The sequence below is a fragment of the Shewanella vaxholmensis genome, from assembly GCF_031932135.1.
Taxonomy (GTDB): domain Bacteria; phylum Pseudomonadota; class Gammaproteobacteria; order Enterobacterales; family Shewanellaceae; genus Shewanella; species Shewanella hafniensis.
On record NZ_JAUOEV010000014.1, the window covers coordinates 30169 to 55883 of the forward strand.

The window sequence follows — 25715 nt, forward strand, 5'->3', positions numbered from 1 at the left end:
TGTTACTCCTGATCAGTCAGACTATTTGCATCAATTAGACCCAGCTCATCACTGCTGATCAGAGCCTGAATATTTACTAAAATGATCATCTTATCCTCGACCGTGGCTAAGCCTTTAAGGTAGCGGCTATCGAACGCCACTCCAAATTCTGGGGCGGGTAAGATTTCCTCCGCTGATAGCTTAATCACATCGGAGACGGCATCGACCACTATGCCGACAATACGCTCGAATACGTTGAGCATAATGACGATAGTGAATTCGTTATATGTGACTGCTCCAACAGCAAATTTCATCCGTAAATCCACTATGGGCACTATGTCACCGCGTAGATTAATCACGCCTTTTATAAAGCTGGGGGCGTTGGCAATTTTGGTGACTGACTCATAACCGCGGATTTCTTTCACAGACATAATGTCGAGGGCATAGTGCTCTTCACCGAGCATAAAACTCAAAAACTCCACCTCGTCATGGGTGCTGTATTCCACTTTGGCGGTCATAGTTGATCGACTCTCCATGGCTATTTCCTTAATTTTTAATGTGCAATGCGAGCGATTCGACATCGAGGATCAACGCGACGCTACCATCGCCCATAATGGTGGCGCCGGAAACACCGGGGATCCTACGATAATGTTTTTCAAGACTTTTAATCACCACTTGCTGCTGGCCAACTAAGGCATCAACGCACAGGCCAAAGCGCTTGTGGTTACTTTCCAGCAATACCACTATGCCTTCTTCTGGGCTCTTCGCATTGGGCTCAATCTCCATCAGTTGATAAAGATTAAGTAGAGGTAAGTACTCTTCACGTACTTTTAAGAGCCGTTCTTTAGCGAGAAATTTAAGTTGTTCCGTTTGTGGCTGAATGGATTCTATGATGTGCACTAAAGGCAAAATATAGATCTGATTGCCAACAGACACACTCATACCATCTACAATGGCGAGCGTGAGTGGCAATTGAATTTCAAAGGTTGAACCTTGGCCCTCAACCGACTCAATATCAATGCGTCCACCTAAGGCTTCGATATTCCGACGCACCACATCCATACCGACACCGCGGCCAGATACATCAGTGACTTCAAGCGCGGTTGAAAATCCTGCTGCAAAAATCAATTGCCAAACTTGCTTGTCGCTACTGTTATCAGCCACTTGCAAACCATTTTCCCGCGCTTTTTGAATAATGCGTTCTCGGTTTAACCCCGCGCCATTATCATGCACTGCGATAACAATATTGCCGCCCCTTTGGCTGGCTTTTAGGGATAATACGCCTGCTTCTGATTTACCCGCTGCGAGCCGTATTTCAGGTTTTTCGATACCGTGATCTAAACTGTTGCGTACTAAATGGGTCAACGGATCGACAAGCTTTTCAATCATGCCCTTATCAATTTCTGTGTTGCCACCTTCAATAACGAGATTGACATGTTTACCCAGTTGCTCAGAAAGATCTCTCACTAAACGATTGAATCGGTTGAATACAAATGAGACTGGCAGCATACGTACCGACATAACGGCTTCCTGCATCTCACGTGTATTGCGTTCCAACTCATTGAGTGCCGTCTTCAGCCGCTCGCCTAAATCGCCCGTCATTTCATTGCCAATTAGCGTTAGCATGGACTGAGTGATCACCAGCTCGCCCGCTAAATTGACCAGGGTATCTATTTTGGAGGTTTCGACCCTTAAAGTAGCATCCTGGGCCGACGCAGCAGGTTTCTTAGTCGCAGCTTTCACTTCTTGGGGCGTATTTTGGGAAATAGCGGATGAACTGAATGCCGTATTTGGACTTGTTGCATTTGAAGAAGGTGCTGCAAGCGAGCTAGGATTGACAGAAGCACTGGTGGGAACACTGACAGCAGAGGACGCTTTAGAGTTAGTTGCGCTCTCTTTATCCTTCTCTTTAAATATGCCGCGTTTAGTTTGGCTACTATCTGCGATGACTTTAGCTTGATTGGCTCGTGGGGTGACGGGTTCAGCAACCTGAGGTGCCACAGGCTTTGAGCTCAATAACTCGATTTCATTGGCGAAGGATTCGGGGGTTAATGCCTCAAAAAAACCAAAGCCTAATTCATCATCGTCAGCTATGACACCAAGTGGGTCTGCCGCTTTCTCAGCATTGCTGACATCATTTATGACACTTTGTGCGCTGATTTCTTCGGCTTGAAAAGCCTCATCAAAAAAGCCAAAGTATTCACCTTCAATAGCGATATCGCGAGCCATTTCATCTTCGAAAAATCCAAAATCCTGTGACTCCTCTGTTTCCACGGGCACGGCTTTAACGTTTGGCGTGATTGAAGGATTCACAGTATCAGTGCCATTGCGTACTGCAACCGAGGAGCTAAAAGCTTCGCCATTTAACGCTGCGACTAATTGGCTTTTGCTGTACTCGACTTCTTGCCAATCAATAGGATCTTCTTCGCGATACAGACTCAATATATGGGATAAAGTATCAACGGTACTCAGCAGTAAATCGATGGTGGATGAGGTGAGCTGGAAGTTACCCTTGCGCGTTTTATCCAGCAGGTTTTCCATAACATGAGTGACACTGGTGAGTGCGGTAAAACCAAAAATACCGCTGCCGCCTTTAATCGAGTGGGCGGCACGGAAAATAGTGTTCAGTTCTTCAGGATCGGGAGAAGCCAGGTCCAATGCCAATAGCAATTGTTCCATATTTTCAAGATGTTCATGACTTTCTTCAAAAAAGACCTGATGGAATTCGGCCATATTGATGGACATAGCGCACCCCGTTGCAGTTAACCCAGCACTTTAGCCGTAATAGCCAACAGCTTTTGAGGATCAAAGGGTTTTACCATCCACCCAGTTGCACCTGCCGCTTTTCCTTGCGCCTTCATGTCATCGCCCGCTTCCGTCGTGAGCATAATGATCGGAGTGCGCATAAATGCCGACATAGCACGTAAGGATTTAATTAAGGTCAGCCCATCCATTCGCGGCATATTCTGGTCAGTCAGAATAAAATCAAATCTTTGCCCGTTACAGATATCGAGAGCTTCACGACCATCTTTTGCCAGTACCACTTGGTAGCTAGCCGATTTAAGGGTCGCTTCGACCATTTGTCGAATCGCAGCGGAATCATCAACCACTAATATTTTTTTACTCATGCGCTATTCCATTATGACTTTCGTTATATTTCCTGGTGATACTAATTCGTAGGTCTTAGATAATGTTTTCACCAGTGATAGACCACGACCAGACAATTGAGGAATGTCTGCAATGATGTTTTCATCACCCGCAAAACCCTTCCCACTGTCACTCACACTTATATGTAACTCATTTTGCGATGAGCACCAGATAATACTCACTTTCACCCAATCATTTAATGTAAGTCTGTCAGCAAAGCTCTCCCTAATACTATGGTACAATTCAAAGCCTTCTGGATCGTTTTTTAGCCGAGAATCTAATTTTAGTACACCATGGTCAATCGCGTTGCTAAATAACTCTGCGACCACAGTAAAAACCCGTTGACAAAAATGAGTGGCAAAACCAAATATGCTTAAAAATTGATTTAACGAGCTTAAATAGTCAGCGCTCAGCAACATAGGACCGGCAATACTGACATCCCAGTGAAACTCGCCATCCATAATAGATTGTGCTCGACTGACGTCTCTGCTTTGATGCCAACTGCTTAGTTTCTCAAAATCTAAGGTGCAAATAGTAATGTCATCTGCAATATTTTCAGTAGAGCAGTATTCATGCATGCTTTCATTTAAATAATGGGTAAGCCCACCGGATAGATTAATAAACAGCTCTTTTAATTTATCGATACCAAATGGGCGCTCCTCACGGGTGTATTGCTCAATTAAGCCATCACTAAATAAACAAGCATGTCCATTAAGCGGTAAATCAACGGTGAAAACATCAGCAATAAAAGTGTGTGGCGGCAATATACCCAGCGCCATATTGGTTGATTTAAATTGTTCAATCGCGTTATGGGATAAGTTGTCGCACTCATTGGACTGAATATACAGAGGAGGCATACCGCCATTCCAAATGTGTAATTTATTACGATTAAAATCGGCTTCCAAAATAATACAGGCAACAAATCTGTCTTCTGGATTTTCACGGTGAACCTTGGCATTCAACTCGTAGATCAGTGTAATTAAAGAAAACCCCTTTGAAACCATAGCTCTAAATGTGCTCGCAACACGCATAATGGGCATGGCCGCACTCAGGCCATGACCTGTAGAGTCGGCTAGAATTAGGAAGAAATTGCCATTGGGGGCCATACCATTAAGGATAATATCACCACTAAAATTGGCACTTGCCTGGCAGAAAGTACGAACAAACTCGAATTGGGTATTATCAATATTGACTAAGTGCTCGAATAAGTTCCTAGCCATTTTTTCTTCTCTGGCTTTCTCATACAGCATTTTTTCAAGTTCAATTCTTTGTAACTTAACTTCATGCTGTAACTTAACCCGAGTTAATAAGCACTCGACTTTATACCAAAATATCTCAAGATTAATCGGCTTAACAACAAAATCTAATACGCCCATTCGAAAACATTCTAATACGGATTGATGTTCCTTAGTATTGCTGATCACTATGACTGGAGTTGTTATTTTTTCTTCATTTAAATGTTCAAGTAAAATTAGAGCTGTACCATCTGGCTGCCAAAAGTTAATCAGTACAAGGTCAATCTTATATTGTGACAATTCTGAGAATGCTTCCTCAAGATTATTACAGACAATGACGTGGTAACCTTTCTCATGAATAAAGTCACTAATTGTCTGGCTCATTATGACATCGTCATCGATGACTAATATATAGTTCTTCTTTGCTATTAATGATTTCATGACTAGCAATTCTCTATAATGTAGAGTTTCTGCATGTTAGCAATATTGAGTATTTCCTCGGCTTGACCATGTGCACCTTTAATAGAGGTCGAAATATGTAGCTCCTGTGCCTTACGATGTAGTAATACCATCATACCTAAAGCAGAACTATCCAAATAAAGCACTCGGCTAAAATCGAGAATAATATGATTAATACCTTCCAGTTTTATGATGCTTTGATAACTGTACGTAAATGTTTTGTGATAATAGAAATCAAAGCGTTCTGGCAATGGAATCGTTTGAATATTCGACATTATGATATCCCTATTTAAAAGAGTTCAATTTCACCACAGGTAATTTGATCCCTTGATACGGGATTGTGCGTCTCCTGACGCCGGCGACTCATTTGTGTCGTGATATCATCGCCGTCAATACCAAACTCCTGTTGCGACATGTTGGCGACGCGATTGAGGGACTCTTTTAAATGACTTAAGGATTGATTGGTGTAAATCAGGCTTTGGGAGGTGATATCACTGAACTGCAAGCCACGGATCGTATCTGAGATAGCTTGTTCGAGTTCATGTGCTGATGAATCTATGCGTGCAATCACTTGAGAATCCTTCTCTGCTTTGACGATAATCTGCCTTAGTGCAGTATCGATATCCTTTTTTGCATCAATAATATAGGTCATATCTTGTGCGGCAACTTTACTCACGTGTACGGTTAATTGCTCAATCTGAACTTGAATCGATTTAAGCTGCTTTTGAATACCTTCACTAAAACCAGCACTGCGGGTAGATAAAGCCCGCACCTCATCGGCCACCACTGCAAATCCCCTGCCTGCATCACCCGCCCGCGCCGCTTCAATGGCCGCATTTAAGGCGAGTAAATTGGTCTGGGAAGAAATCCGGTCTATATCCTGTAAGGCTTTCATTGCTTGGGGCATAGACTCATAGATGAGATTGACTTTTTCCAACAACTCCATAGTAGATGCCGACATTTCAATGGTGGATTGGATAAAGCGCTCTAAGGTCAGAGAGGTATTATTGGCGAATTGCTTCATTTGGTCTGAATGGAATAGCTCTGCATCATCAGTGCTTTGGACAAGCGCTGAAATAAACCCAGTTTGCTCCGTCATTAATCGCCCTAAGCCATCGAACGACTCGCCCAGTAAATTAACTGCATCGCCCTGCACCGCAAGTACGCTGTCAATGTTAGATTCACAACTGTTGAGTGTGGTGATCGTTTCTTGATACAGACTGATGTGGGCTTGCCAGTCGGTGGCAAGTTGGGTGTCTGAGGACTTATCATCATGCAGTTGGACTGATTGCATTTGCTTGTGCTGATAAAATTGCCAAAGCAACATAATCAACACGGATATAATCGGCCCGATAGCCAATAAAGTGATTAAACCCAGTAAATATCCAACGCCTGCCGCAAGTAACGCAACGACCCCATCCTTGTATGTCATATGGATTTCACAATAATTGTACAGTGATTAAAAAGTAGTTTGGTACTAAGCAATTTTCAAACATGAAAGTGAAATTTTTCACATTGTTACGTGTCGCAATGCGGAAAATGCAGTTATCACAGGATAAATCCACAGAATTGGGCTCAGATTCTCAGTAAATGGCTGTAAATTCATGATTTGCTAATAAACTTACCTTAATCGAACCCGAAACTTAAACTGGGCAGTACTCATACCCTAGGTTACACTGGAAGCGTCATTGATTGGGATGGAATCGCTTATGAGTCAACGTACATTACACTCCTTATTTAAACCGACTTCCGTAGCCATTATCGGCGCTTCGAATACCGAAAAGCGTGCGGGTAATGTGCTGATGAAAAACCTGCTCTCCAGTGGTTTTTCGGGTCCTATCATGCCTGTCACCCCAAAATATCGGGCAGTAATGGGCGTGCTTGCCTATCCCAATATCGAATCTTTGCCCATCAAACCCGATTTAGCGGTTATTTGTACCCGCGCCTGCCGTGTGCCCGCCATCGTTGAAACCCTGGCGCAATTTGGTTGTAAAGTTGCGATAATTATGGCGTCGGGCATGGCGCAGGAAGTTAACGAAGACGGCGTGAGTCTGCTCAACCTGACCATGCAAAATGCCAAACGTTATGGGATGCGCATTCTGGGGCCAAACAGCTTAGGGATGTTGCTGCCACCATTAGGATTAAACGCCAGTTTAGCCCACGCCAGCGCCCTACCCGGTAAAATTGCCTTTGTGTCTCAATCGGCCGCCATTTGTACAACGGTACTCGATTGGGCCAATAACAAAGGCATTGGTTTTTCATCCTTTATCTCGCTAGGTGATGCCACCGACATTAACTTTGACGAACTGCTCGATTACCTTGGCCGCGACAGTCGCACCAGTGCCATCATGCTTTATATCGATTCTGTGAATGAGAAACGCCATTTTCTCTCAGCCGCTCGAGCCGCTTCACGCAATAAACCGATTTTAGTGATCAAATCTGGCCGCAGCGCCGAAGGGGCCCGCGCCGCAAAATTACATACGGGCGGTGTTGGCGGTAATGATGCTGTATATGAAGCCGCATTTCGCCGCGCCGGTATGCTGCGGGTTAACGACTTAATTGAACTGTTTGCCGCGGTTGAAAGCCTTGCGCATTCCAATCCCCTGCAAGGTGAACGCTTAGGCATAATTAGTAATGGTGGCGGCCCCGCAGTGTTAGCGGTAGATGAACTCATTATGCGCGGCGGTAAATTGGCTGAGTTATCAGATGACACCATAGCCAAATTAGAAGCCGTGTTACCTAATACTTGGTCAAGGCAAAACCCTATCGATATCATTGGTGATGCAAACGCGTCGCGATATGCTAAAGCCTTGACTATCTTGATGGATTCCAATGAGCTGGATGCCATTTTGGTATTGCACTCCCCTTCGGCGCTGGGTGAAAGCGTTGAAATCGCCGATGCCTTGATTAGCGTGATCCATGCGCATCCGAAAAAGAATCGCCTTAATATTTTGACCAACTGGAGCGGCGAAGACTCAGCCTATCAGGCACGAAAACGCTTCACTAAGGGCGGCATATCCACCTATCGTACGCCCGAAGGCGCCGTGGGTGCGTTTATGCATATGGTTGAATACCGCCGTAACCAAAAACTGCTGCAAGAAGTACCGCAATCGATCCCCGACAATATTCCGACAGATAGCCACACGGCGCGTAAATTATTGCAAGCGGCTCAAGCGAAAGGAAAATCAGTGCTCGAAACCCATGAGGCCAGCCCTATTTTGCGCGCCTATGGGCTTAACACCATAGACACTTGGTTTGTGAAAGATGCCGATGAAGCGGTGGCCATTGCGAATGAAGCGGGCTATCCCTTAGCGCTAAAAGTGCAATCCCCGAACATCTTGCATAAGTCCGATGTGCACGGGGTGATGCTCAATTTAACTTCAGCCGAAGATATCCGCCACGCCGCGAGTGCCATTACCCAAAGGGTGCATCAGGCCAATCCTGAAGCCATTATCGAAGGTATGATAGTGCAAAAAATGGCATTGACCGCTGGCGCTCAGGAAATCCGCGTGGCCGTGATAAGCGATCCCGTCTTTGGTCCAGCGATTTGTTTGGGTGAAGGTGGCTCAGAATGGGATCCAACTAATGACGCCGCCGTTGCCCTGCCGCCACTGAATATGGCACTGGCGCGTTACATGGTGATCCAAGCGTTAAAGACGCATAAGTTGAAGGACAGGCATTTACCGCTCGGTTTAGACATGAATGCCCTGTGCGTGATGCTAACGCAAATATCCCACATCATTATCGATTGCCCCGAAATCGCCTCTTTGGATTTAAACCCGGTATTAGCCGCGGGTGAAAACATTACGCTGCTCGATGTGAATATCCGTTTGCACGATGCCAATGCCGACAGTTCATCACGGATGGCCATCATGCCGTATCCGAAGGAATTAGAAGAAGTTGCCGAGCTTAAAAATGGCCTTAAGGTAATGCTAAGGCCGATTCTGCCCGAAGATGAACCCAAGCATTTGGCTTTTGATAATTCGCTCTCCGATGAAGACAGATACAAACGCTATTTCGGGGTGCGCTCTAAAATGACCCATGAAGAAATGGCGGTATTAACCCAAATCGATTACGCCCGTGAGATGGCTTTTATCGCCACGGCCAAAGGCCCAGATGGCGATGACATCACCTTAGGTGCGGTACGGGCGTCTATCGACCCCGACAATACTGAGGCCGAATTTGCCATGGCTGTGCGCGGCGATCATCAAGGTATAGGTTTAGGTAAATTGTTGCTCGAAAAACTGATTAAGTATTATCAAGCCAATGATACGCCCGTGCTCACCGGCTTTACCATGTTCGAGAATCGGAATATGGCTAGCCTTGCCAAGAGTCTTGGTTTTAAGGTGACCTTCGATATGGAGGAGCATTTGATCAAAATGCATATGGATTTAAAGTCTCCCACTGATAAATAGCCTTTTCCTGACTAACAAAAACGCCGCAATGATTTGCGGCGTTTTGTTATCATCTCTGCTGGAATCCACAGTACAACCACAAAGTTCAATTTTTATGCAACTGACTCTTATCGATTAATCACTTAAAATGTCAGATGCTTGAGAAGTGTATTGGTAATGAGCCAAGGCTGTGCACCGTTGGCTGAATAAACGCAGCAAAATAAAGCTGTTTATGGTGACTGAACCAGCAAAACTCAGCCGAAAATCACCTATCTATTTATACCCTATCTATTTAAACCCTATCTATTTTATCCCCTGACGCAGTTACGGCCTTCGGACTTGGCTTGATACAGGGCCTTATCGGCGCGACTAAATAGAGTTTCGGCATCGTCGCCTTGCTGCAATGAAGCAAGGCCAATCGAAACAGTAATGGCGCCAAGGGAAAGTTTTTTGTCTTTTCCTATGGTTAAGCGGCGCTCAGAGATACGTTCCCGAAGATTTTCAGCCACTTGTAATGCATCGTGAAAATGAGTGTTAGGCAACACCACCACAAACTCTTCGCCGCCATAGCGCGCCACAAAGTCATCCCCTCGCACACATTGTTTTAAGGCTAATGCGACATAGGCTAACACTTTATCGCCGGTTAAATGGCCATAAGTGTCGTTAAAGGCTTTAAAGTTATCGATATCGATCAGTAAAAGGCTGCAACGGGTTTGATGATCTTGGGAAAGGTAGATTTGATCTTGAATACTCAGTTCATAGGCACGGCGATTGTGCAGCGAGGTTAATTGGTCCGTCATCGCCGCCAGACTCAGGTTTTCCATTTCCGATTTAAGATTTTGCACTTCTTGGCCCATGGTGCACAGGCTTTGCTCCATCTCACGGTTGTTGATGAGCAGCATCTGCATTTCATCGACCACACCATCAACCAGCTCATTTAAAGTATTAATGTCGGGATTTGTCTGTAGGCGCAAACCAAACTCAGCTAATGAACCTGAAAACGCTGCGGTACCTTGACTCAGTTGGCTAATTTTACTTAACAAACTATTGATCAGGATTTGCGTTTCAATCTGCACATTTTCAATCACTTCAGGTGACTGCTCTTGAATAAAGTTCTTATACAGGCTGGTATTGACCTCCTTAGTAAAAGAGACTGAATTTGCCAGAAAGCCATCAATCGCACGGTTTAAATCGAGATTTGTCCCTGCAAAATATTCATACCAAACAGTGTAGTTTTCAGGTGTGACTGGGATATCGAGGACAGACATTTGCGGTACGGCCAAACGCAAAATTTGCGCGGCAGAATCAAGCTCTTTATTTTCTGCAGTAGAAGGCATAAATCGCGAACCATAGACTTGTTATGTTTTTGTATGCATTAAGTTAACTCAAGTGCTTCGATTTGGATATGGGGGAAATCAATTATTATGATAGGCGACAAAAGAAAAGAGGATGTTGCCATCCCCTTTTAAGTTAGAACTTGAATTGACGACACCAAACTAACGAGGTATCACTCAATAACTTGGGGTCAGTCGATCAGACTTAGTAGCAAGATAGCATTGAGTCACAAGATAGCATTGAGTCACAAGATAACATTGAGTCGCACGATAATGCTCGCGACTCAATATTGATGAGTTAATGGGTTGATTAACCTCGGCAACTGGCAAAGATATCTAACTTAGGCTGATATACCTCGGTCTTGACATTCATTAGGCCTAAAAGACTGTCGAATAAATTGTCATGGGAGAAACCGCCCTTCGCCGCGTGATCTGCTAAACAGGCCATGTCTAAGTGGTTATCTTTACTGAAATCTTCAGATACCCAAGCAAGCATAGGAATACTCGTCTGTTCGATTGGCGCAATGCTATAAGGAGCGCCATGTAAATACATGCCCTTCTCACCTAACGATTCGCCGTGATCACTGAGATACAACATGGCTGGATCAAATTTATCTTGCTGATTTTGTAACTTTTTCACTACTTCGCTGATGATGTAGTCAGTATATAAAATGGTGTTGTCGTAGGTGTTAATCAGTTCATCTTGGCTACAGTTTTGAATATCGCTACGCTGACAATCCGGTGTGAACTTACGGTGCTCAGGTGGATAACGTAAGAAATACGTTGGTCCATGGCTACCAATCACATGCAACACAATCACGGTATCTTTACGTTCTGCAGTGGACAAGGTTTCATCTAATTTGTTGAGTAACACTTGGTCAAAACAATATTGGCCAGTACACAACTCAGGATCGCTGTTCAAATCAATCGTAATGTTTTCAACTTGGTCGCACACGCCTTTACAACCAGAGTCATTGTCAAACCACTTCACTTTAATTCCGCCATGGTTCAACACATCAACCGCAGTATCTTGGGCATAGGCGCGGCGAGAATCATAATCTTCCCGTCCCATGCGTGAAAACATACAAGGCAGGGAGACAGCGGTTGCCGTGCCACATGAATGGGTATCTTTAAAGACAATCAAGCCTTGATCTTGGGTATGGGCGTTGGTTGGCTTGTCATAACCATAATACTGATAACTCATCGAACGCGCGGTTTCACCGACCACAAGCACTAGCAAGTTAGGTTTACCATTAGGATTAGTACTGACATTCTTAGCATCGAGGCCAAGCTGCTGATATTCCATCGGTGTTTGTAAGTAATGCACATTAATGTACTTAGACGCAGCGCCAATATAGTACGTCGGCACTATATAACGTTTTAGCTCGTCGTTGTTGCGGCCAAAGGCGGCATAATCTTGGAAATAAAAGAAAGCAATAATGCCGAGTCCCGCCAACATCGCCAGCATAAACAGCACTTTATGCAGTAACTCTTTGAAGAAAGGCTGGTACTGAATATCGGCCTTATAGATAAGATACGCAGGTAAAATCCCTGTCAGTACCATATTCATTATCGAAGCAAAATTCACATACATCAGCGCTTCAGCATGATTGGTTTGAAAGGTGTTTTCTATCATGCCGTAATCAAACACGACATTGTATTGATAGGCGGCGAAGAACACACTCGATGACAACAAGGTAAGTATGATGAAAAACGGCTTAACGAGGTACTTCACCGTAAATAAGGAAAACACAAAACTGAGGGCAAAGGCTAAAAACAACGGCATAGTAGCGATGAAGATTGGATCGACATCCGGTTGTTTTTCGATGCCTTTTTTAATGATGCCAAATAGTGGGATATTGAAAATACAAACGTAAAATAACGCTGTGATAAAAGTGAATCGATTCACCGATAGAGTCTTAAATCTTGCTAGCACTGATAGCTCTCACTCAAATTAGTTGTATGCCGAGACTAACTTACAATTCTTAAGGTAATCTTAGGCTGTAACGGTCAAATTTTTTCGCCATAGTAGCAAGCTCTCGGCAATGGCTCAAATTATCTGTGGTTAATGTTAACAATTAAAAAACAAAGTTAAAAAAACGGCCGAACCTCAATCAGTTCGACCGTTTTTTGCTCCCCAACCTATTAGGGCATTGCTCGGCTTTGTCACCAACTTGTTAACAACTTATGTTAACCCAGCGGTGATTATCGTAATTGCTGTAGTAAGTAGGCAAACGCCATTGAATTAAGTTCCGCAGCTTGATTATTATCTGCAGCGCCGGCGTGGCCACCTTCTATATTTTCGTAGTACAACACATCAATCCCCATGTCTTTCATCTTAGCGACCATCTTACGGGCGTGACCTGGGTGAACCCTGTCGTCACGGGTAGAAGTGGTGAAAAAGACCTTGGGATAATGCACGTCTTTATGCAGATTATGGTACGGAGAGTAGGTTTTAATGTACGCCCATTCCTCAGGAATATCTGGGTTACCGTATTCGCCCATCCAGCTAGCACCTGCTAATAACTTATTGAATCTAAACATATCAAGCAGAGGTACTTGGCACACGACAGCATTATAAAGATCCGGTCTGCGGGTAAATGCCGCGCCTATTAACAGGCCACCATTGCTGCCACCTTGGATACCTAAATGTTTGCTTGAGGTGATTTTACGGGCAATCAAATCTTCAGCAATGGCTTCAAAATCTTCATAGGCTTTATGACGATTTTGTTTTAACGCTGCTTGATGCCAAGCTGGGCCGTATTCGCCACCGCCACGAATGTTGGATAACACATAGACGCCGCCCTGCTCTAACCAATTCTTACCAATGGTGGCCGAATAAGATGGACGCAGCGACACTTCAAACCCGCCGTAGCCGTAAAGTAGCGTGGGATTAGTGCCATCTAACTTAAGATCCTTAGCCATCACCACAAAATAAGGCACTTTAGTGCCATCTTTAGACGTCGCAAAGTATTGCTCGGTTTTAAACTTATCCGCCGCAAACTGTTGCGGCATACCTTTAATTTTCTGCGGATTTAGGGTTTTAGCATTCACAGTGTAGAGAGTTGAAGGTTCAAGAAAACTGGTGTAATTCACAAAGAAATCATCACTGTCTTGCTCAACATCCATTACAGTCAAGGCGCCATTCGCTTCGAATGGGACTTGGGTACTTTGCCAAGCGCCCTTTTCGTCTTGCTCATAACGCACTAATTTGCTTTTCACGTTATCGAGCCAATTAACGAAAATTGCACTCTTACTAAAACTGAGCTGCGCTATCGATGCGGTTTGAGTCGGGCTTACAAATAAACTGAACTTGGCTTTTTGAGCGATAAGATCCGCCACATCGGCATACACGACCGCGCCTTGCTTAAAGTTACCGTCTTGATTGGTTAAATCGCTCTTTAACTCAATGAATAACTTACCTTTGAAATAACCTTTAATCTCAGCATCTTGCGGTAAAGGCAATCCAATAAGTTTACCGTCTTGGTACACATATTGGCTGGCGGTATAAAAAGTATGCGCTTCGGTGACTAAACTCAGCGGCGTTTTATCATCAAATAACACCCAGCCAGAAACTGCAACTGAAGCCTTATCGCCAGTAAAAACAGGCTTAGCTTGCTCGAGTGGCGTGCCGCGTTGCCACAGTTTAACGCCCCGTGGATATCCAGAGTCCGTCATGCTTTGACCATCACCAAAATCTGTACCGACAAAGGCGTGATCTTTATCTATCCAGCTCAGACTCGATTTGGCTTCTTTTAAAAAGAATGGTTTATCTTTGGCAGCAACAAAGGATTTAGTGTTGAGATTAAATTCACGTACTTCCACCGCATCAGCACCGCCGCGAGACAATGAGACAAAACAGCGCTCATTTTCGGGATACTGACAGCTAATATCCTTAAATACCCAATTGACGGCTTCTGCTTTACCTAAGGCATCGATATCGAGCACGGTTTCCCATTTAGGATCGGCTTTGGCATATTCTTCCATTGTGGTACGACGGTAAATGCCGCGCACATGGGTATCATCCTTCCAAAAGTTATATAACTTGTCACCAATATGGGTGGCGTAGGGAATGCGTTCTTTATCGTTTAGGATGGCGAGACTGTTCGCCACTAAGGTATCAAAACCTTTAAACGCTTTAATTTCGGCGGCAGATGCGGCATTTTGGGTTTTCACCCATTCCATTGGCTTAGCGCCTTCAACATCTTCCAACCAAATGTATTTATCTTCTTCTGCGTGAAGTTGACCGCTCATTCCGAGCACTCCTGCAATGCACCAAGGCAGTAATTTATTATTCATTCTATTCCTTTTATACAAAGTCCATCTTGAGATCTGCCCTTACATTACCTTAATTAATATCCAGTTCAACTATTAATCCAACAAGAATGTAACAAAAGGTAAGGTACTGTAATAGCAGATGATTAATCTAGAATGAATCGCGTTTTTAAAGATGTCGTGCTATAAAAAAGCGTCCACGAGGGACGCTTTTTAGTCGATGACGTAGGGTAAACTAAAACTCGTTATTCATGCGTGACAGCAAATTAAGCAGCACGATTCGTTCCTCACTGCTCATTTTTGCGGTGAGATCTGTGGTGAGTTGTAGATGCAAAGCATCATGTTCAAGGAACAAGGCTTGGCCCTTCTCAGTTAACTCCACCAGAATCGACCGGCGATCGGTTTCATGGGGACGACGCACGACCCACTGTGCCTCTACCATTTTATCGATTTGAACCGTTAATGTGCCGGTCGTGACGCCAATCTTGTCCGCCAATTCCTTCATCCGCATGGCGCCATGCACGCCAAGTAACTCAATCGTGTGCACCTGCGACAGACTAAAACCTTTGTCACGTACAATGGCGTGCTCCCATGACGACAGCTTTTCATAAAATTCAATAATCACATGATTTAATGCATGATCTGTTGAATGCGCGGCCGTTGAATGTCCAGCTGTTGATTGTGCAGCAGGCAAATGTGCCTCACTTGCATGCAGGTTTGATGAGGAATGATGTTCAACAGTCATTTAGGCTTCCTTAGCTATACACTCGCGCTGACGGCAAGTATGGAGTTCAATGGTGATATGGGCCAACTCAGGAAATTGTGACAGTAACTGATTAAAATAACTGACATCTTTCGGTGAATGGGACACGATGGACACCATAATAGCATGGTGATCGGCGCTCACTCGCCAAAGATGTAAATCGGCCACTTGATGATCTGTTACAGCTTCAATGGTTTGCGTGACTTTACGTTGTAATGATGCTTTAACGCCGCCGTCCAGCAAAATAGGGCTGGTTTGCTGAATGAGTCCCCAAGACCAACGGCTGATAATCACAGCGCCGACAATCCCCATAATCGGGTCGAGCCAAGTTAGTCCCATGTATTTACCAAACAACAAGGCAGCGATGGCGAGCACTGACGTTAACGCATCGGCTAATACATGAAAATAGGCCGCGCGTAGGTTGTGATCATGGCCACCGTGGGCCTTCTGGCTCTTGTGCTCATGATCATGTTGGCAATGGCTATGATCATGATGACTTTCATCATGTGCATGTGAGTCATGGTGCGGTCGCGGCTCCGCATCATGTGAATGTGCTGTATGGGCATGATCGTCATGGGTGTGTGCTTGGCTGTTATGATTCGCGTGAGCATGTTCGTCTTCATGATCATGGTCGTGAATATGATCATGTCCATGCCCGTGACTATGACCATGAGCGTGCCCGTGATCGTGGGTATGATGATCTTTAAGTAAAAACACACTCAGTATATTGACGCTTAAACCAATAACGGCCACAAAAATAGCTTCGTTGAAATGAATTTGCTCAGGACTGATCAGCCGCATTCCCGATTCAATCAACATCACCAATGCCACTAAACCTAAGGCTATTGCACTGGTGTAACCGCCAAGCACACTCACTTTGCCAGTACCGAAAGCAAAAGCAGGATCATTAGCGTGTTTACGGGCATAGGAATAGGCAAACAGTGTGATCATAAAGGCCGCGGCATGGGTGCCCATGTGCCAGCCGTCGGCGAGCAATGCCATAGAGCCGTAAATGGTTCCGGCAGCAATTTCTGCCACCATAGTGATCACAGTTAAATACAGTACATAGCGCGTGTTCTTTTCGCCATCGCGGTTCTGACTCGAAAACTCATGGGAGTGTTGCCACTGGGCCAGTGAGTGCCCTTGGCGGTGGGCTGAAGCTTGATGCCCTGTCGCTTGCTCGGCTGTAGTTGATTTCATTGTGTAATTCCTACTCCATGTCCATCGCAATCAATGATAAAAAACGTGTTGCCTGAATTATAGTTTGAAAATCAAAATATATGAAGATCAAATTAACTATTTATCAAGATATACCGTTTTCAAACTTTTAAGCATGTATGTGGATCCCCATAATTCACATGTATTACTGTCATCAGTCGAGACGCAGATATGTGAATTAAGATAGGCAACTAGACTAGGCAAAGGATATCAGGCAAGGTTTAATGGATTAGCGTTTGATTTATGTGTGAAAACAGCTGAGTCAGCAGAGTAAGATTGGCTTTATTGCAGCCTTATTATTCAGATGGATAAAAATTATTTGGGTAAAAATCGATTTTTTGTTGAATAATTTAACCCTTTCTTGCTTCTGCTGCGTTTATAGGGGCAGAACAACGACAAACTTGTCGACATCCATTCAGTTCGATTAGGAGAAACAAGATGAAATTGAAGACCTTATTTAGCGTTAGCGCTGTTCCCCTTGCATTTGCATTATTGTCATTCAATGCTGCGGCAGTCAGCCCGCCGCACCCAACAGGATTAGATGCGCCTATGATCAGCATTCAACGTTTTGACCCAAAAGATTACAGCGCACAGGAAGCGACTAAGATGTTCCCTGCTCCGGCGGCCGGTATGGTGCAGCACATCCTGAGTTTGCCTAAGTTAGAAAACGAAGATGACTACATGATCGAAATCCAAATTGGCCAGACTCAAATGGTCGATTGCAATAAGCATGGATTAAACGGGGAATTGAAGGAACTGACAGTACAAGGTTGGGGTTATAACTACTATCAAGTGGATGAAATCGCTGAAGGGCCGAGCACTATGATGGCCTGTTTCGAACTGGCGAAGAAAGAGGATTTTGTACGTATTCCGGGTGAACTGAAAATGCGCTACGACAGTCGTTTACCTAAGGTATTTTATCTACCAGAAGGCGCGGAACTGCGTTTCAGAACGTGGAAAGTGGATTCAACCTATCAATATTCCAAGTAAGTAGCACGATTTTAACGCTCGAGTCATCAATCGAATGCGCTTCGAGTCTTTGCTGATTGATAAAAGCAAAGACTCGAAGAACATTAACTAGAATCGTTTAATTCTAACAACTTGCATGATTTCTATCTCAAAACCCGCCACAGTTTCTGTCTCTGGGTAATAGATGACATTGATCTTTTGCCCTTGCAGATTACGATATTTTTTCACCCGTCTGAATTTAAACGGAACATCACAATCTTCAATCATAACAGTATGTTGTACCCACTCTGCCTTTTCCCTTTGCATATGGGAAACCACAGTCACACCTTCAGAGTGAACTAAATGTTCATGGGTGGCTAACATCTTTTTTACGGCCTTATTCATGTTCAACTCTTTTATCATCTAGTTGCGACAACAGTGACTCAACTTTCTGTTTAATTTCAGCATATCTCAATTTTTCACAGCGGCCGAAGCCACTTAACTTACGCACTTGAAAACGACTCACCAAAGGCACCGACATGCCTGCGAGGCAACGACAATAGGTATCGAGTGACAAAGCATCAATGCCTTTAGCCGTTAAATGATGTTTCAACTCACGCAAATCAGCCAATATCTGCTGATCTGTCGGCCAAGTTGGTTCCGTCGAATAGCGCAACTTAGCAATATTGCCGCGGCAAACACTGCAATGACCGCAGACCGCTGGCGTCTCATTATCATCAAAATAACGGGATAAATTGTGGCTTAAGCACGTCTCAAGTTCAAAAAAGCGGACTAACTGCGCGATTCGCGCAATTTCTTTCTGCTCTTTATCGATAAAATAATGGTACAGCTCATCGGTGAGTTCGGGACGCGCTAATGCGGCAACATCCGCCCGATACACATCGGTAATTCGTTTAGTTTCTAATTCAATCAACTGATGTTCAGCTAAATATTCCAGCGCGGCTAACACGCGGCTGCGCTCATGACCCGTTGCACTGTACAAGGCATCAAAATCTAACGCGCCCCATATTTTTTTCATCTGCGTATGATTAAAAATCTGTGTCAAAAACGCCTGCCGCTCGGGATTAAATCGGCTCAGAATGGCGTGTTTGTCGACCAAAAACTTGTAATTAACGTCAGCGTAGTAAGCGAATAACGGTTTAACCACACCTAAAATTTCTAGCTGCACAAGTAACGTTTTTAACGGTAACTGGCGAATATTACTCGCCGTCGACACGCCATTGAGCTGACATTCCCACTGACCGGAATCTTGTTCAAGTCGAATAGTCTCAATGACTTGTGCGATACCTTCTCGCTCCGGCGTATCGCCATACACAAAATTCTCAACGGTATTTAGCCCGTCAAGATTGGCCAAGGTGACACAATGGGATAACGCACCATCACGCCCAGCTCTGCCAATTTCTTGGCTGTAGTTTTCAATAGATTTAGGCAAATCGTAGTGGATCACAAAACGAATATTACTCTTATCGATTCCCATGCCAAAAGCAATGGTTGCCACCACCACTTGCAGCTTATCCTGCATAAAATCATTTTGAATTTGTTGACGTTTTTCATCTTCAAATCCAGCATGATAGGCACTGGCGACTATACCTTGTTGGCTCAAAAGTCGAGCGACCGTTTCGGCGGTTTGCTGCAAAGTCACATACACAATGCCGGCACCAGAGAATGATGCTATCTGCTGAACCAGTAAGGCATTCTTCTCTTGCGTTGATACAGGCAGAACAGTCAAATCTAAATTGGGTCGATAAAATCCCGTTTGCACTATGTGTTCAGGCGCAATATCAAAGCGCTTGGCCATATCCAGTTTCACTTTACGTGTCGCTGTGGCCGTCAATAACAGTACTAATGGGATCTCAAGCTCACGCCGATAGTCGGGCAATTTAAGATAATCGGGCCGAAAATTGTGGCCCCATTCTGAAATACAATGCGCCTCATCAACGACCAGCATTGACAGCGGAACCGATTGAATAAATTGCCGAAAACGTTCATTTTTGAAACGTTCAACCGACACCATTAAAATTTTCAATTTGCCAGAACGCGCATCAGCCATCACTTGCTGACTTTGCTCAGCACTTAAGGTTGAATCTATGCTGGCCGCATGAATTCCCTTAGATTGTAAAAATTCCAGCTGGTCTTTCATCAAGGCGAGTAAAGGTGAAATCACTAAACTCAAATGGGGTAATTGCAATGCTGTAAATTGGTAACAAAGGGATTTACCAGAACCCGTGGGAAAAATAGCCAAACTCGACTTCCCCGCCAACAGTTGGGTTATCGTTTGCGCTTGGCCAGAACGAAATTCAGAAAACCCGAAATCCCGCTGCAACAAACTAATGTATGGATTAGTTTCTGGAATGGAATTAAACATCAACCGTCCTTTACACTCATCCTTACCACCCCAAAAATTGGGTATACCGCAAGAAAAAGATTCAGCATTAAGTGAGTCGACTAGTCTAGCAAATTTTGAGCTACTTTACGGAGTTAATTACCGACAACTGAGTTTTGACGCTGAGTTTATCAATTGGAATCAATGATGCCGCAGATGAAGAATGATGGTTAATATATTGATTTTATGAGAAGTAAATAGCCATTTTTATAAAAAATTGAATGCGAAAATAAAAATGGCTTTAGAAATTTGAGCTATGGCTAACGTATGCGCCGAGGCTAAAGCTGAGGTTAATCTCGGCAAAGCAAAGCCTTCAGTTTACGGTTTTCTTGCAAGGTATAAATTAATCAGCGAGGTGAGTTTATCGTGAAATCTTTCTTCAAAACTATCGATATCACGTCCGATAGAGACAAGATACTTAGTCGCTTGTTCGCGAGAAAGTAATTTATTGGCAACACTGTATTGCATCTCTTCCAAGGTTTTATCGTATCTTGGGATCAGCAACCAAGTACCAACATCGACGTCGAAATGTTGCATCGCTTTTTGGGCCAAAGCACAAAAAGCCTCAATGTGATCCACACCATCTGGTCCGAGACAGCCAGGTTCAATTCGGCACAGGACAGCAATTTTCCTTTCATTTGCAATGCTTACACTCATTTCTGATGCCCCATGTTACTTAATCCTAAACTAAAAATATCCCTTTAAACTTAACAGCAATTTTACGTGTCTGCACAGATAAGTCACGGCTAACTTGCTCATTTAAGCGATTATTGATCACGTATCTCGACGCTAATAATATTGTCAACAATATCATCTGAGTGCTGTAAATGATTTTGTGAGTTATCAGCATCATGCTCCGACAATAAGTTATCTATTGCCTGATCAAAACTGTCCAACTTTTGAGACTCCATATAACGCTTTAATCTCAGAATAATATCCCTACTTACCTCTATATGAGACTTTTTCTGACGTTTTTTTATTTGTGATAACTCTTTACGAACCATACGCCAACCCAAATCAGTAAAATACTGATTGAGCATTTTATTTACCTTCATGAGCTCGTTGTCGAGTCGCTGTGCCTTTTTGCGTAATCGGACTAATTCATTTAATTGCGTCACCAACTCAGTATATAAAACCGTTTGTAACTCAGCGCCACAAAACCAATCTGGTTTAGATGCGACGGCTTCAGGATTGATAAGGCGATAAATTAAGGGTAAGGCAAAAATCAATTCTGCTTCCTCAAGCAATAATAATTTTCTGCCTGCGGTTGGTTTGTCTTGTTGATATATCCAAGCTTGCGGTTCCATAAATACGTTTCTTCAGTTAAGCATGCGTTCAATGCGGATAAAATAAATGGGAACTCATGCTAGTACAAATCGACAAGTATTAATATATGGTTAAACCATTTTATTGATTAATGATCGATTCCTTATGCTTCATTTTACCCTAGACTGAAATAGCTCAATGCATATCACCTCAATAACCAGATAAGCGGTTGTCGTTATTCGCTTAAATTTCACCCAACATACAAGCCTAGTTTAACGGCCTTCTATTCAAGAATGGCAAATAAAATGGTTACACCATTCTTTTAATTTGCACATCTGTGGCCAACCGAGTTCAAAACTATTTCATATACAAAGTACAAATTTCATACTAAATTTGGCTCTTATTATAACTCTGCTGAATTAATCACCATTGTAATAACGGGTTTGTCTTGGTTATTTTTTAAACCAAACAATCCAGCTTAATGTTATTTAATTCCCCCTTCTCTGATAAAAGAGGATTATTTAAACAAATAAGTACTCTACCAGTGATAATGACGATTATCACTGGTAGATATAGCTATAATTTGCGTATAATTACGCCTTCTTAATTCAATATCAGGTGACTTCAACGGCATGTCTAAAATGATCCGGACAAATAGTAATGCTCAAAATAACACCAATGTATCGAATGAAAGAGTGACAGGATCAGATCATCACCATAATAACCGTGCTGAACAGCCACGTTTTTTTGAAGAGTCTTTCCTACCACAATCGGTTCGAAGTGATTATTTAAGCGCCGCCGAAGAAACTGAATACGAAATTTCAGTTAACACTCGCCGTGTTTATAATACGAGCTTCAGTGTATTTAGCCGTTATTGTGCTGAGCACCAACTTCAGGTTCTGCCCGCAGATCCACGAAGCATAATTTCATTTATTGGTCATCAAAAAGAATTGATCCAAGAAAGCACTGGCGTTCAACTTTCAATGCAAACATTAACCACAAGGTTAGCAGCAATTCGCTATCATCATATTCAAGCGGGATTTCACTCGCCCACCGAACATCCACTGGTGATGAGAGTAATGCGCGGTTTGAGCAGAAATCAATCTCGCCATGTGAGTGACTATGATCAACAACCCATTATGTATGATGAAGTGGAAATGTTGATCCAAGCTATCGATGAACAAGTGCAGCCATTAACCCGAGCGCGGGACAAAGCGATTATTCAATTAGGATTACAAGGTGGGTTTCGTCGTTCTGAACTGGCAGATATAAAAGTTCAGTATGTCAGTTTTCTGCGTAACAAATTAAAAGTGCGCCTGCCCTATTCGAAGAGTAATCAGCAAGGCCAACGTGAATGGAAAGACCTGCCAGATCATGAACCCTTTGCAGCACTCGATGCAGTAAAAAATTGGTTATCGCTAGCCAATATTGAAGACGGACATTTATTTAGATCGCTTTCCCGTGATGGAAAAAATTTACGGCCGTATCAAATGAAGGACCGACATTCCGGAGCGAGTTCATTATTGAATAAAAATAGTGGTTTCCTTACTGGCGATGATATTTATCGCATCATAAAAAAATATTGTACTAAAGCAGGATTGCCCGCCAGATTTTATGGTGCCCACAGTTTGCGTAGTGGTTGCGTGACACAACTCCATGAAAATAATAAAGATCATTTGTACATCATGGCCAGAACCGGACATACCGATCCGCGTTCACTTCGTCATTATTTAAAACCTAAAGATTAACACTTAACTGTTAAAGATTAAGTGTCAACAGCATCGACTCATCGGAAAACTAACCGCATAAATATCGTTTTCTAAGCATATAAATAATTTAAACTTTTTATTTTAAGAATATTAACCTGAGAAAATCCTATGAGTTGATAATGATTTCACTATCAACTCATATTTTATATTTATTTCAAGCTTCAAATTAGAGCAATAAGTCTAATTAATGTTATTTTAAGTTTTATGCCTTGTTATCTTAAAAAACACATCACGCCAGTTCTAACATTATTCAAACATATCGATTGGATTCTCTTTAAATTATTCCTGTAATATAAAATAAGCTTTATTGTCATATTGGTACTTTAGCCTTAGGCACGAAATTTAATTCATCGTACTAGCCGGAGTAAAATATGAGTAAGGCCACCTTTGATCCTACACTTTATAATAAAAGTAATAATGAACCCTTTAATCAAGTGTTGGATAAGCATTTATCTCGCCGTAATTTCGTAAAAAGTGGTCTAGGCATTAGCGCTATGACTGCTTTTGCCAGTGTTGGCTTAACCGCTTGTGGTTCAGACAATGAAGCTGTTCCTACACCTGTCGATCCAGTCACGCCAGTGCCACCGACTAAAAGTAGTGACAAGCTTAACTTTACATCGGTTGCGGGTTCTCGCTTAGATGCGGTTGTCGTGCCAGAAGGTTACACAGCGCAGGTGTTAGCACCTTGGGGCACGCCATTAAACGCAAAAGCGTCGCCATGGAAAAGTGATGGCAGTAACACGGCCGATGACCAAGCGAACTCAGTGGGCATGCACCACGATGGTATGCATTTCTTCCCATTAAACGATGCGGGTGATGACGGCCTACTCTGCATTAACCACGAATACATTGATGAAGATGCTTTGCATCCTACGGGCCAGACGTTTGACCCCACTTCTGGTCTTCGCACTATTATTGATGAAGTACGCAAAGAGATTAACGCTCACGGCGTATCGGTTGTACGTATAAAACTGCTGAATAATCAATGGGAAGTCGTCAGTAATGATGGTCATAACCGTCGATTCACTGGCGCAACTATGATGGATATCAGCGGCCCTCTGGCCTACTCTTCGCTACTCGAAACCCGCTACTCTCCCGATGGCAGCCAAGCACGTGGCACCTTAAATAACTGCGGCAATGGCTACACGCCTTGGGGTACTTACCTGACCTGTGAAGAAAATTGGCCTGGTTATTTTGCTAACCGTGGTAGCTTAACCGCCGATCAGAGTCGTATCGGGATCAGTAAAACCAGCACTCGTTATGGTTGGGACGATCTTGCGGGTCATGATGAAGAACGCCTCGATGAATTTGCCCGTTTTGATGTCACGCCAAAGGGCGCAAGTGCTCAGGATGACTACCGTAATGAAGCAAACGGCCACGGTTATATTGTCGAAATTGACCCGTACAATGCCACATCTCGCGCGGTAAAACGTACCGCTCTTGGTCGTTTCCGCCATGAGGGTTGTACCTTTGGTAAATTAACCGAAGGCAAGCCAGTCGTTTTCTATTCTGGCCACGATTCGCAATTCGAATACCTCTATAAATTTGTTTCAAATGCGGCCTGGGATGCAAAGGATGCTGACAGCAGCAACCGCCTGCAAACAGGCGATAAGTACATGAATGAAGGTACTTTATACGCGGCTAAATTCAATGAAAATGGTGGCGGTATTTGGTTACCTTTGACGTTAGATAGCCAAACCACTGACGGCAAAACCCTAGGCGATAGCTTCGCAACTTTGGCCGAGATTATTTTAAACACCGCGGGCGCAGCGGATTTAGTCGGCGCAACACCTATGGACCGACCTGAGTGGTGCGCGGTCGATCCGTTCACAGGCTCTGCTTATTTGACCCTGACCAACAACTCAAAACGTACCGAAGCGAATCCTGCCAACCCAAGATTGAAAAACTATTTCGGCCATATTATCCGTTGGGATGAAGGTGACAAAGCGACTGAATTTACATGGGATATTTTTGTTTTTGGCTCTCCCAGCGATGGCAATGCTGAGACCAACTTGTCAGGCTTAACCGATCTCAATCAATTTGCCAGCCCAGATGGTTTAGCCTTTGATAAACGCGGTATCTTGTGGGTTCAAACCGACAACGGCGCCAAGGAAGTTGCCGAAGAAACTAACGATCAAATGCTCGCAATAGTGCCTTCAACACTGGTAGATGGCCAAGAGAAACAAGTAGGCGTAACCGCCGATAATCAAATGGAATTAAAGCGTTTCTTTGTCGGCCCCAACGACTGTGAAGTGACAGGTTTTGCCATTAGCCCAGATTACACTTCGGTATTTGCTAACATTCAGCACCCAGGTAACTGGCCTTATTCGTCTAATGCCGCTGAACAAACACCAGCCGGAATCACATTACGGCCTCGCGCCGCCACTGTGGTTATTCGAAAATTAGATGGTAAAGAAGTCGCTGTATAAGTCGTTATCTGTGGATATATCGGCATTGGTCGAAGCGTAAATAAAACGTTATTGCCAAAGAATATATACGCTTATATAAACTCCCCTTACCTGAG

At 43.6% G+C, this 25715-nt stretch carries 19 protein-coding genes; 4 read left to right on the forward strand and 15 right to left on the reverse strand.

The window, feature by feature from the left end; translation table 11 throughout:
* Positions 1–2 precede the first annotated feature (2 nt).
* From Q4Q46_RS13070 to Q4Q46_RS13095, 6 genes are read right to left on the reverse strand one after another with little or no spacing between them, the layout of a single operon-like run.
* Entirely contained in the window at positions 3–515 is a 513-nt protein-coding gene (locus Q4Q46_RS13070; protein ID WP_311906157.1) for a chemotaxis protein CheW, read from the reverse strand.
* A gap of 10 nt (positions 516–525) precedes the next feature.
* Positions 526–2724, reverse strand: coding sequence for a chemotaxis protein CheA (locus Q4Q46_RS13075; RefSeq protein ID WP_311906158.1), 2199 nt, complete (start codon positions 2722–2724; stop codon positions 526–528).
* Positions 2725–2741: 17 nt separating this feature from the next.
* Positions 2742–3107, reverse strand: coding sequence for a response regulator (locus Q4Q46_RS13080; RefSeq protein ID WP_311906159.1), 366 nt, complete (start codon positions 3105–3107; stop codon positions 2742–2744).
* A gap of 3 nt (positions 3108–3110) precedes the next feature.
* Entirely contained in the window at positions 3111–4802 is a 1692-nt protein-coding gene (locus tag Q4Q46_RS13085; RefSeq protein WP_311906160.1) for a SpoIIE family protein phosphatase, read from the reverse strand.
* A gap of 2 nt (positions 4803–4804) precedes the next feature.
* Complete coding sequence (locus Q4Q46_RS13090; protein WP_011846801.1) at positions 4805–5095, reverse strand: STAS domain-containing protein; 291 nt, start codon at positions 5093–5095, stop codon at positions 4805–4807.
* A 14-nt stretch (positions 5096–5109) separates the two neighbouring features.
* Positions 5110–6252 (reverse strand): methyl-accepting chemotaxis protein, encoded by a 1143-nt coding sequence (locus Q4Q46_RS13095; RefSeq protein WP_311906161.1) that lies wholly within the window; start codon positions 6250–6252, stop codon positions 5110–5112.
* Positions 6253–6529: 277 nt separating this feature from the next.
* On the opposite strand from Q4Q46_RS13095, the gene Q4Q46_RS13100 reads away from it, so the two are divergent.
* Positions 6530–9235, forward strand: coding sequence for a GNAT family N-acetyltransferase (locus tag Q4Q46_RS13100; protein ID WP_311906162.1), 2706 nt, complete (start codon positions 6530–6532; stop codon positions 9233–9235).
* 287 nt (positions 9236–9522) lie between these two features.
* On the opposite strand, the gene Q4Q46_RS13105 is transcribed toward Q4Q46_RS13100, so the two are convergent.
* The 5 genes from Q4Q46_RS13105 to dmeF all read right to left on the reverse strand — a co-directional run bounded on the left by Q4Q46_RS13105 (position 9523) and on the right by dmeF (position 16786).
* Positions 9523–10551 (reverse strand): GGDEF domain-containing protein, encoded by a 1029-nt coding sequence (locus Q4Q46_RS13105; RefSeq protein WP_311891325.1) that lies wholly within the window; start codon positions 10549–10551, stop codon positions 9523–9525.
* A 307-nt stretch (positions 10552–10858) separates the two neighbouring features.
* Positions 10859–12484: a phosphoethanolamine transferase gene (locus Q4Q46_RS13110; protein WP_311906163.1), complete on the reverse strand. Its 1626-nt coding sequence runs from the start codon at positions 12482–12484 to the stop codon at positions 10859–10861.
* A gap of 269 nt (positions 12485–12753) precedes the next feature.
* Positions 12754–14847 (reverse strand): prolyl oligopeptidase family serine peptidase, encoded by a 2094-nt coding sequence (locus Q4Q46_RS13115; protein ID WP_311906164.1) that lies wholly within the window; start codon positions 14845–14847, stop codon positions 12754–12756.
* A 211-nt stretch (positions 14848–15058) separates the two neighbouring features.
* On the reverse strand, positions 15059–15568 hold the full coding sequence (locus Q4Q46_RS13120) for a MarR family winged helix-turn-helix transcriptional regulator (protein WP_311906165.1): 510 nt from the start codon (positions 15566–15568) through the stop codon (positions 15059–15061).
* Positions 15569–16786: a CDF family Co(II)/Ni(II) efflux transporter DmeF gene (gene dmeF, locus Q4Q46_RS13125; protein ID WP_311906166.1), complete on the reverse strand. Its 1218-nt coding sequence runs from the start codon at positions 16784–16786 to the stop codon at positions 15569–15571.
* Between the two features lie 456 nt (positions 16787–17242).
* On the opposite strand from dmeF, the gene eco reads away from it, so the two are divergent.
* Entirely contained in the window at positions 17243–17794 is a 552-nt protein-coding gene (gene eco, locus Q4Q46_RS13130) for a serine protease inhibitor ecotin (RefSeq protein ID WP_311906167.1), read from the forward strand.
* Positions 17795–17881: 87 nt separating this feature from the next.
* On the opposite strand, the gene Q4Q46_RS13135 is transcribed toward eco, so the two are convergent.
* From Q4Q46_RS13135 to Q4Q46_RS13150, 4 genes are all read right to left on the reverse strand, one after another.
* The gene (locus tag Q4Q46_RS13135) at positions 17882–18157 is read right to left on the reverse strand and encodes a hypothetical protein (protein WP_006081699.1); all 276 of its coding nucleotides are present in this window, start codon (positions 18155–18157) and stop codon (positions 17882–17884) included.
* A complete protein-coding gene (locus Q4Q46_RS13140) occupies positions 18150–20138 on the reverse strand; it encodes a RecQ family ATP-dependent DNA helicase (protein ID WP_311906168.1) in 1989 nt (662 codons plus the stop codon). The genes Q4Q46_RS13135 and Q4Q46_RS13140 overlap by 8 nt, the downstream gene beginning before the upstream one ends.
* 336 nt (positions 20139–20474) lie before the next feature.
* Positions 20475–20813 (reverse strand): hypothetical protein, encoded by a 339-nt coding sequence (locus Q4Q46_RS13145; RefSeq protein WP_311906169.1) that lies wholly within the window; start codon positions 20811–20813, stop codon positions 20475–20477.
* Between the two features lie 110 nt (positions 20814–20923).
* The gene (locus tag Q4Q46_RS13150; RefSeq protein WP_311906170.1) at positions 20924–21463 is read right to left on the reverse strand and encodes a hypothetical protein; all 540 of its coding nucleotides are present in this window, start codon (positions 21461–21463) and stop codon (positions 20924–20926) included.
* 591 nt (positions 21464–22054) lie between these two features.
* Here Q4Q46_RS13150 and Q4Q46_RS13155 point away from each other — a divergent pair.
* Together Q4Q46_RS13155 and Q4Q46_RS13160 are read left to right on the forward strand one after the other, a co-directional pair.
* Complete coding sequence (locus Q4Q46_RS13155; protein ID WP_311906171.1) at positions 22055–23170, forward strand: tyrosine-type recombinase/integrase; 1116 nt, start codon at positions 22055–22057, stop codon at positions 23168–23170.
* A 392-nt stretch (positions 23171–23562) separates the two neighbouring features.
* A complete protein-coding gene (locus Q4Q46_RS13160; protein WP_311906172.1) occupies positions 23563–25620 on the forward strand; it encodes a PhoX family protein in 2058 nt (685 codons plus the stop codon).
* Positions 25621–25715 lie beyond the last annotated feature (95 nt).

Bases quoted from the DNA above. Each gene is read 5' to 3' on its own strand.
- Q4Q46_RS13070 (WP_311906157.1), bottom strand. From the start codon at position 515: ATGGAGAGTCGATCAACTATGACCGCCAAAGTGGAATACAGCACCCAT.
- Q4Q46_RS13075 (WP_311906158.1), bottom strand. From the start codon at position 2,724: ATGTCCATCAATATGGCCGAATTCCATCAGGTCTTTTTTGAAGAAAGT.
- Q4Q46_RS13080 (WP_311906159.1), bottom strand. From the start codon at position 3,107: ATGAGTAAAAAAATATTAGTGGTTGATGATTCCGCTGCGATTCGACAA.
- Q4Q46_RS13085 (WP_311906160.1), bottom strand. From the start codon at position 4,802: ATGAAATCATTAATAGCAAAGAAGAACTATATATTAGTCATCGATGAC.
- Q4Q46_RS13090 (WP_011846801.1), bottom strand. From the start codon at position 5,095: ATGTCGAATATTCAAACGATTCCATTGCCAGAACGCTTTGATTTCTAT.
- Q4Q46_RS13095 (WP_311906161.1), bottom strand. From the start codon at position 6,252: ATGACATACAAGGATGGGGTCGTTGCGTTACTTGCGGCAGGCGTTGGA.
- Q4Q46_RS13100 (WP_311906162.1), top strand. From the start codon at position 6,530: ATGAGTCAACGTACATTACACTCCTTATTTAAACCGACTTCCGTAGCC.
- Q4Q46_RS13105 (WP_311891325.1), bottom strand. From the start codon at position 10,551: ATGCCTTCTACTGCAGAAAATAAAGAGCTTGATTCTGCCGCGCAAATT.
- Q4Q46_RS13115 (WP_311906164.1), bottom strand. From the start codon at position 14,847: ATGAATAATAAATTACTGCCTTGGTGCATTGCAGGAGTGCTCGGAATG.
- Q4Q46_RS13120 (WP_311906165.1), bottom strand. From the start codon at position 15,568: ATGACTGTTGAACATCATTCCTCATCAAACCTGCATGCAAGTGAGGCA.
- dmeF (WP_311906166.1), bottom strand. From the start codon at position 16,786: ATGAAATCAACTACAGCCGAGCAAGCGACAGGGCATCAAGCTTCAGCC.
- eco (WP_311906167.1), top strand. From the start codon at position 17,243: ATGAAATTGAAGACCTTATTTAGCGTTAGCGCTGTTCCCCTTGCATTT.
- Q4Q46_RS13135 (WP_006081699.1), bottom strand. From the start codon at position 18,157: ATGAATAAGGCCGTAAAAAAGATGTTAGCCACCCATGAACATTTAGTT.
- Q4Q46_RS13140 (WP_311906168.1), bottom strand. From the start codon at position 20,138: ATGTTTAATTCCATTCCAGAAACTAATCCATACATTAGTTTGTTGCAG.
- Q4Q46_RS13145 (WP_311906169.1), bottom strand. From the start codon at position 20,813: ATGAGTGTAAGCATTGCAAATGAAAGGAAAATTGCTGTCCTGTGCCGA.
- Q4Q46_RS13150 (WP_311906170.1), bottom strand. From the start codon at position 21,463: ATGGAACCGCAAGCTTGGATATATCAACAAGACAAACCAACCGCAGGC.
- Q4Q46_RS13155 (WP_311906171.1), top strand. From the start codon at position 22,055: ATGTCTAAAATGATCCGGACAAATAGTAATGCTCAAAATAACACCAAT.
- Q4Q46_RS13160 (WP_311906172.1), top strand. From the start codon at position 23,563: ATGAGTAAGGCCACCTTTGATCCTACACTTTATAATAAAAGTAATAAT.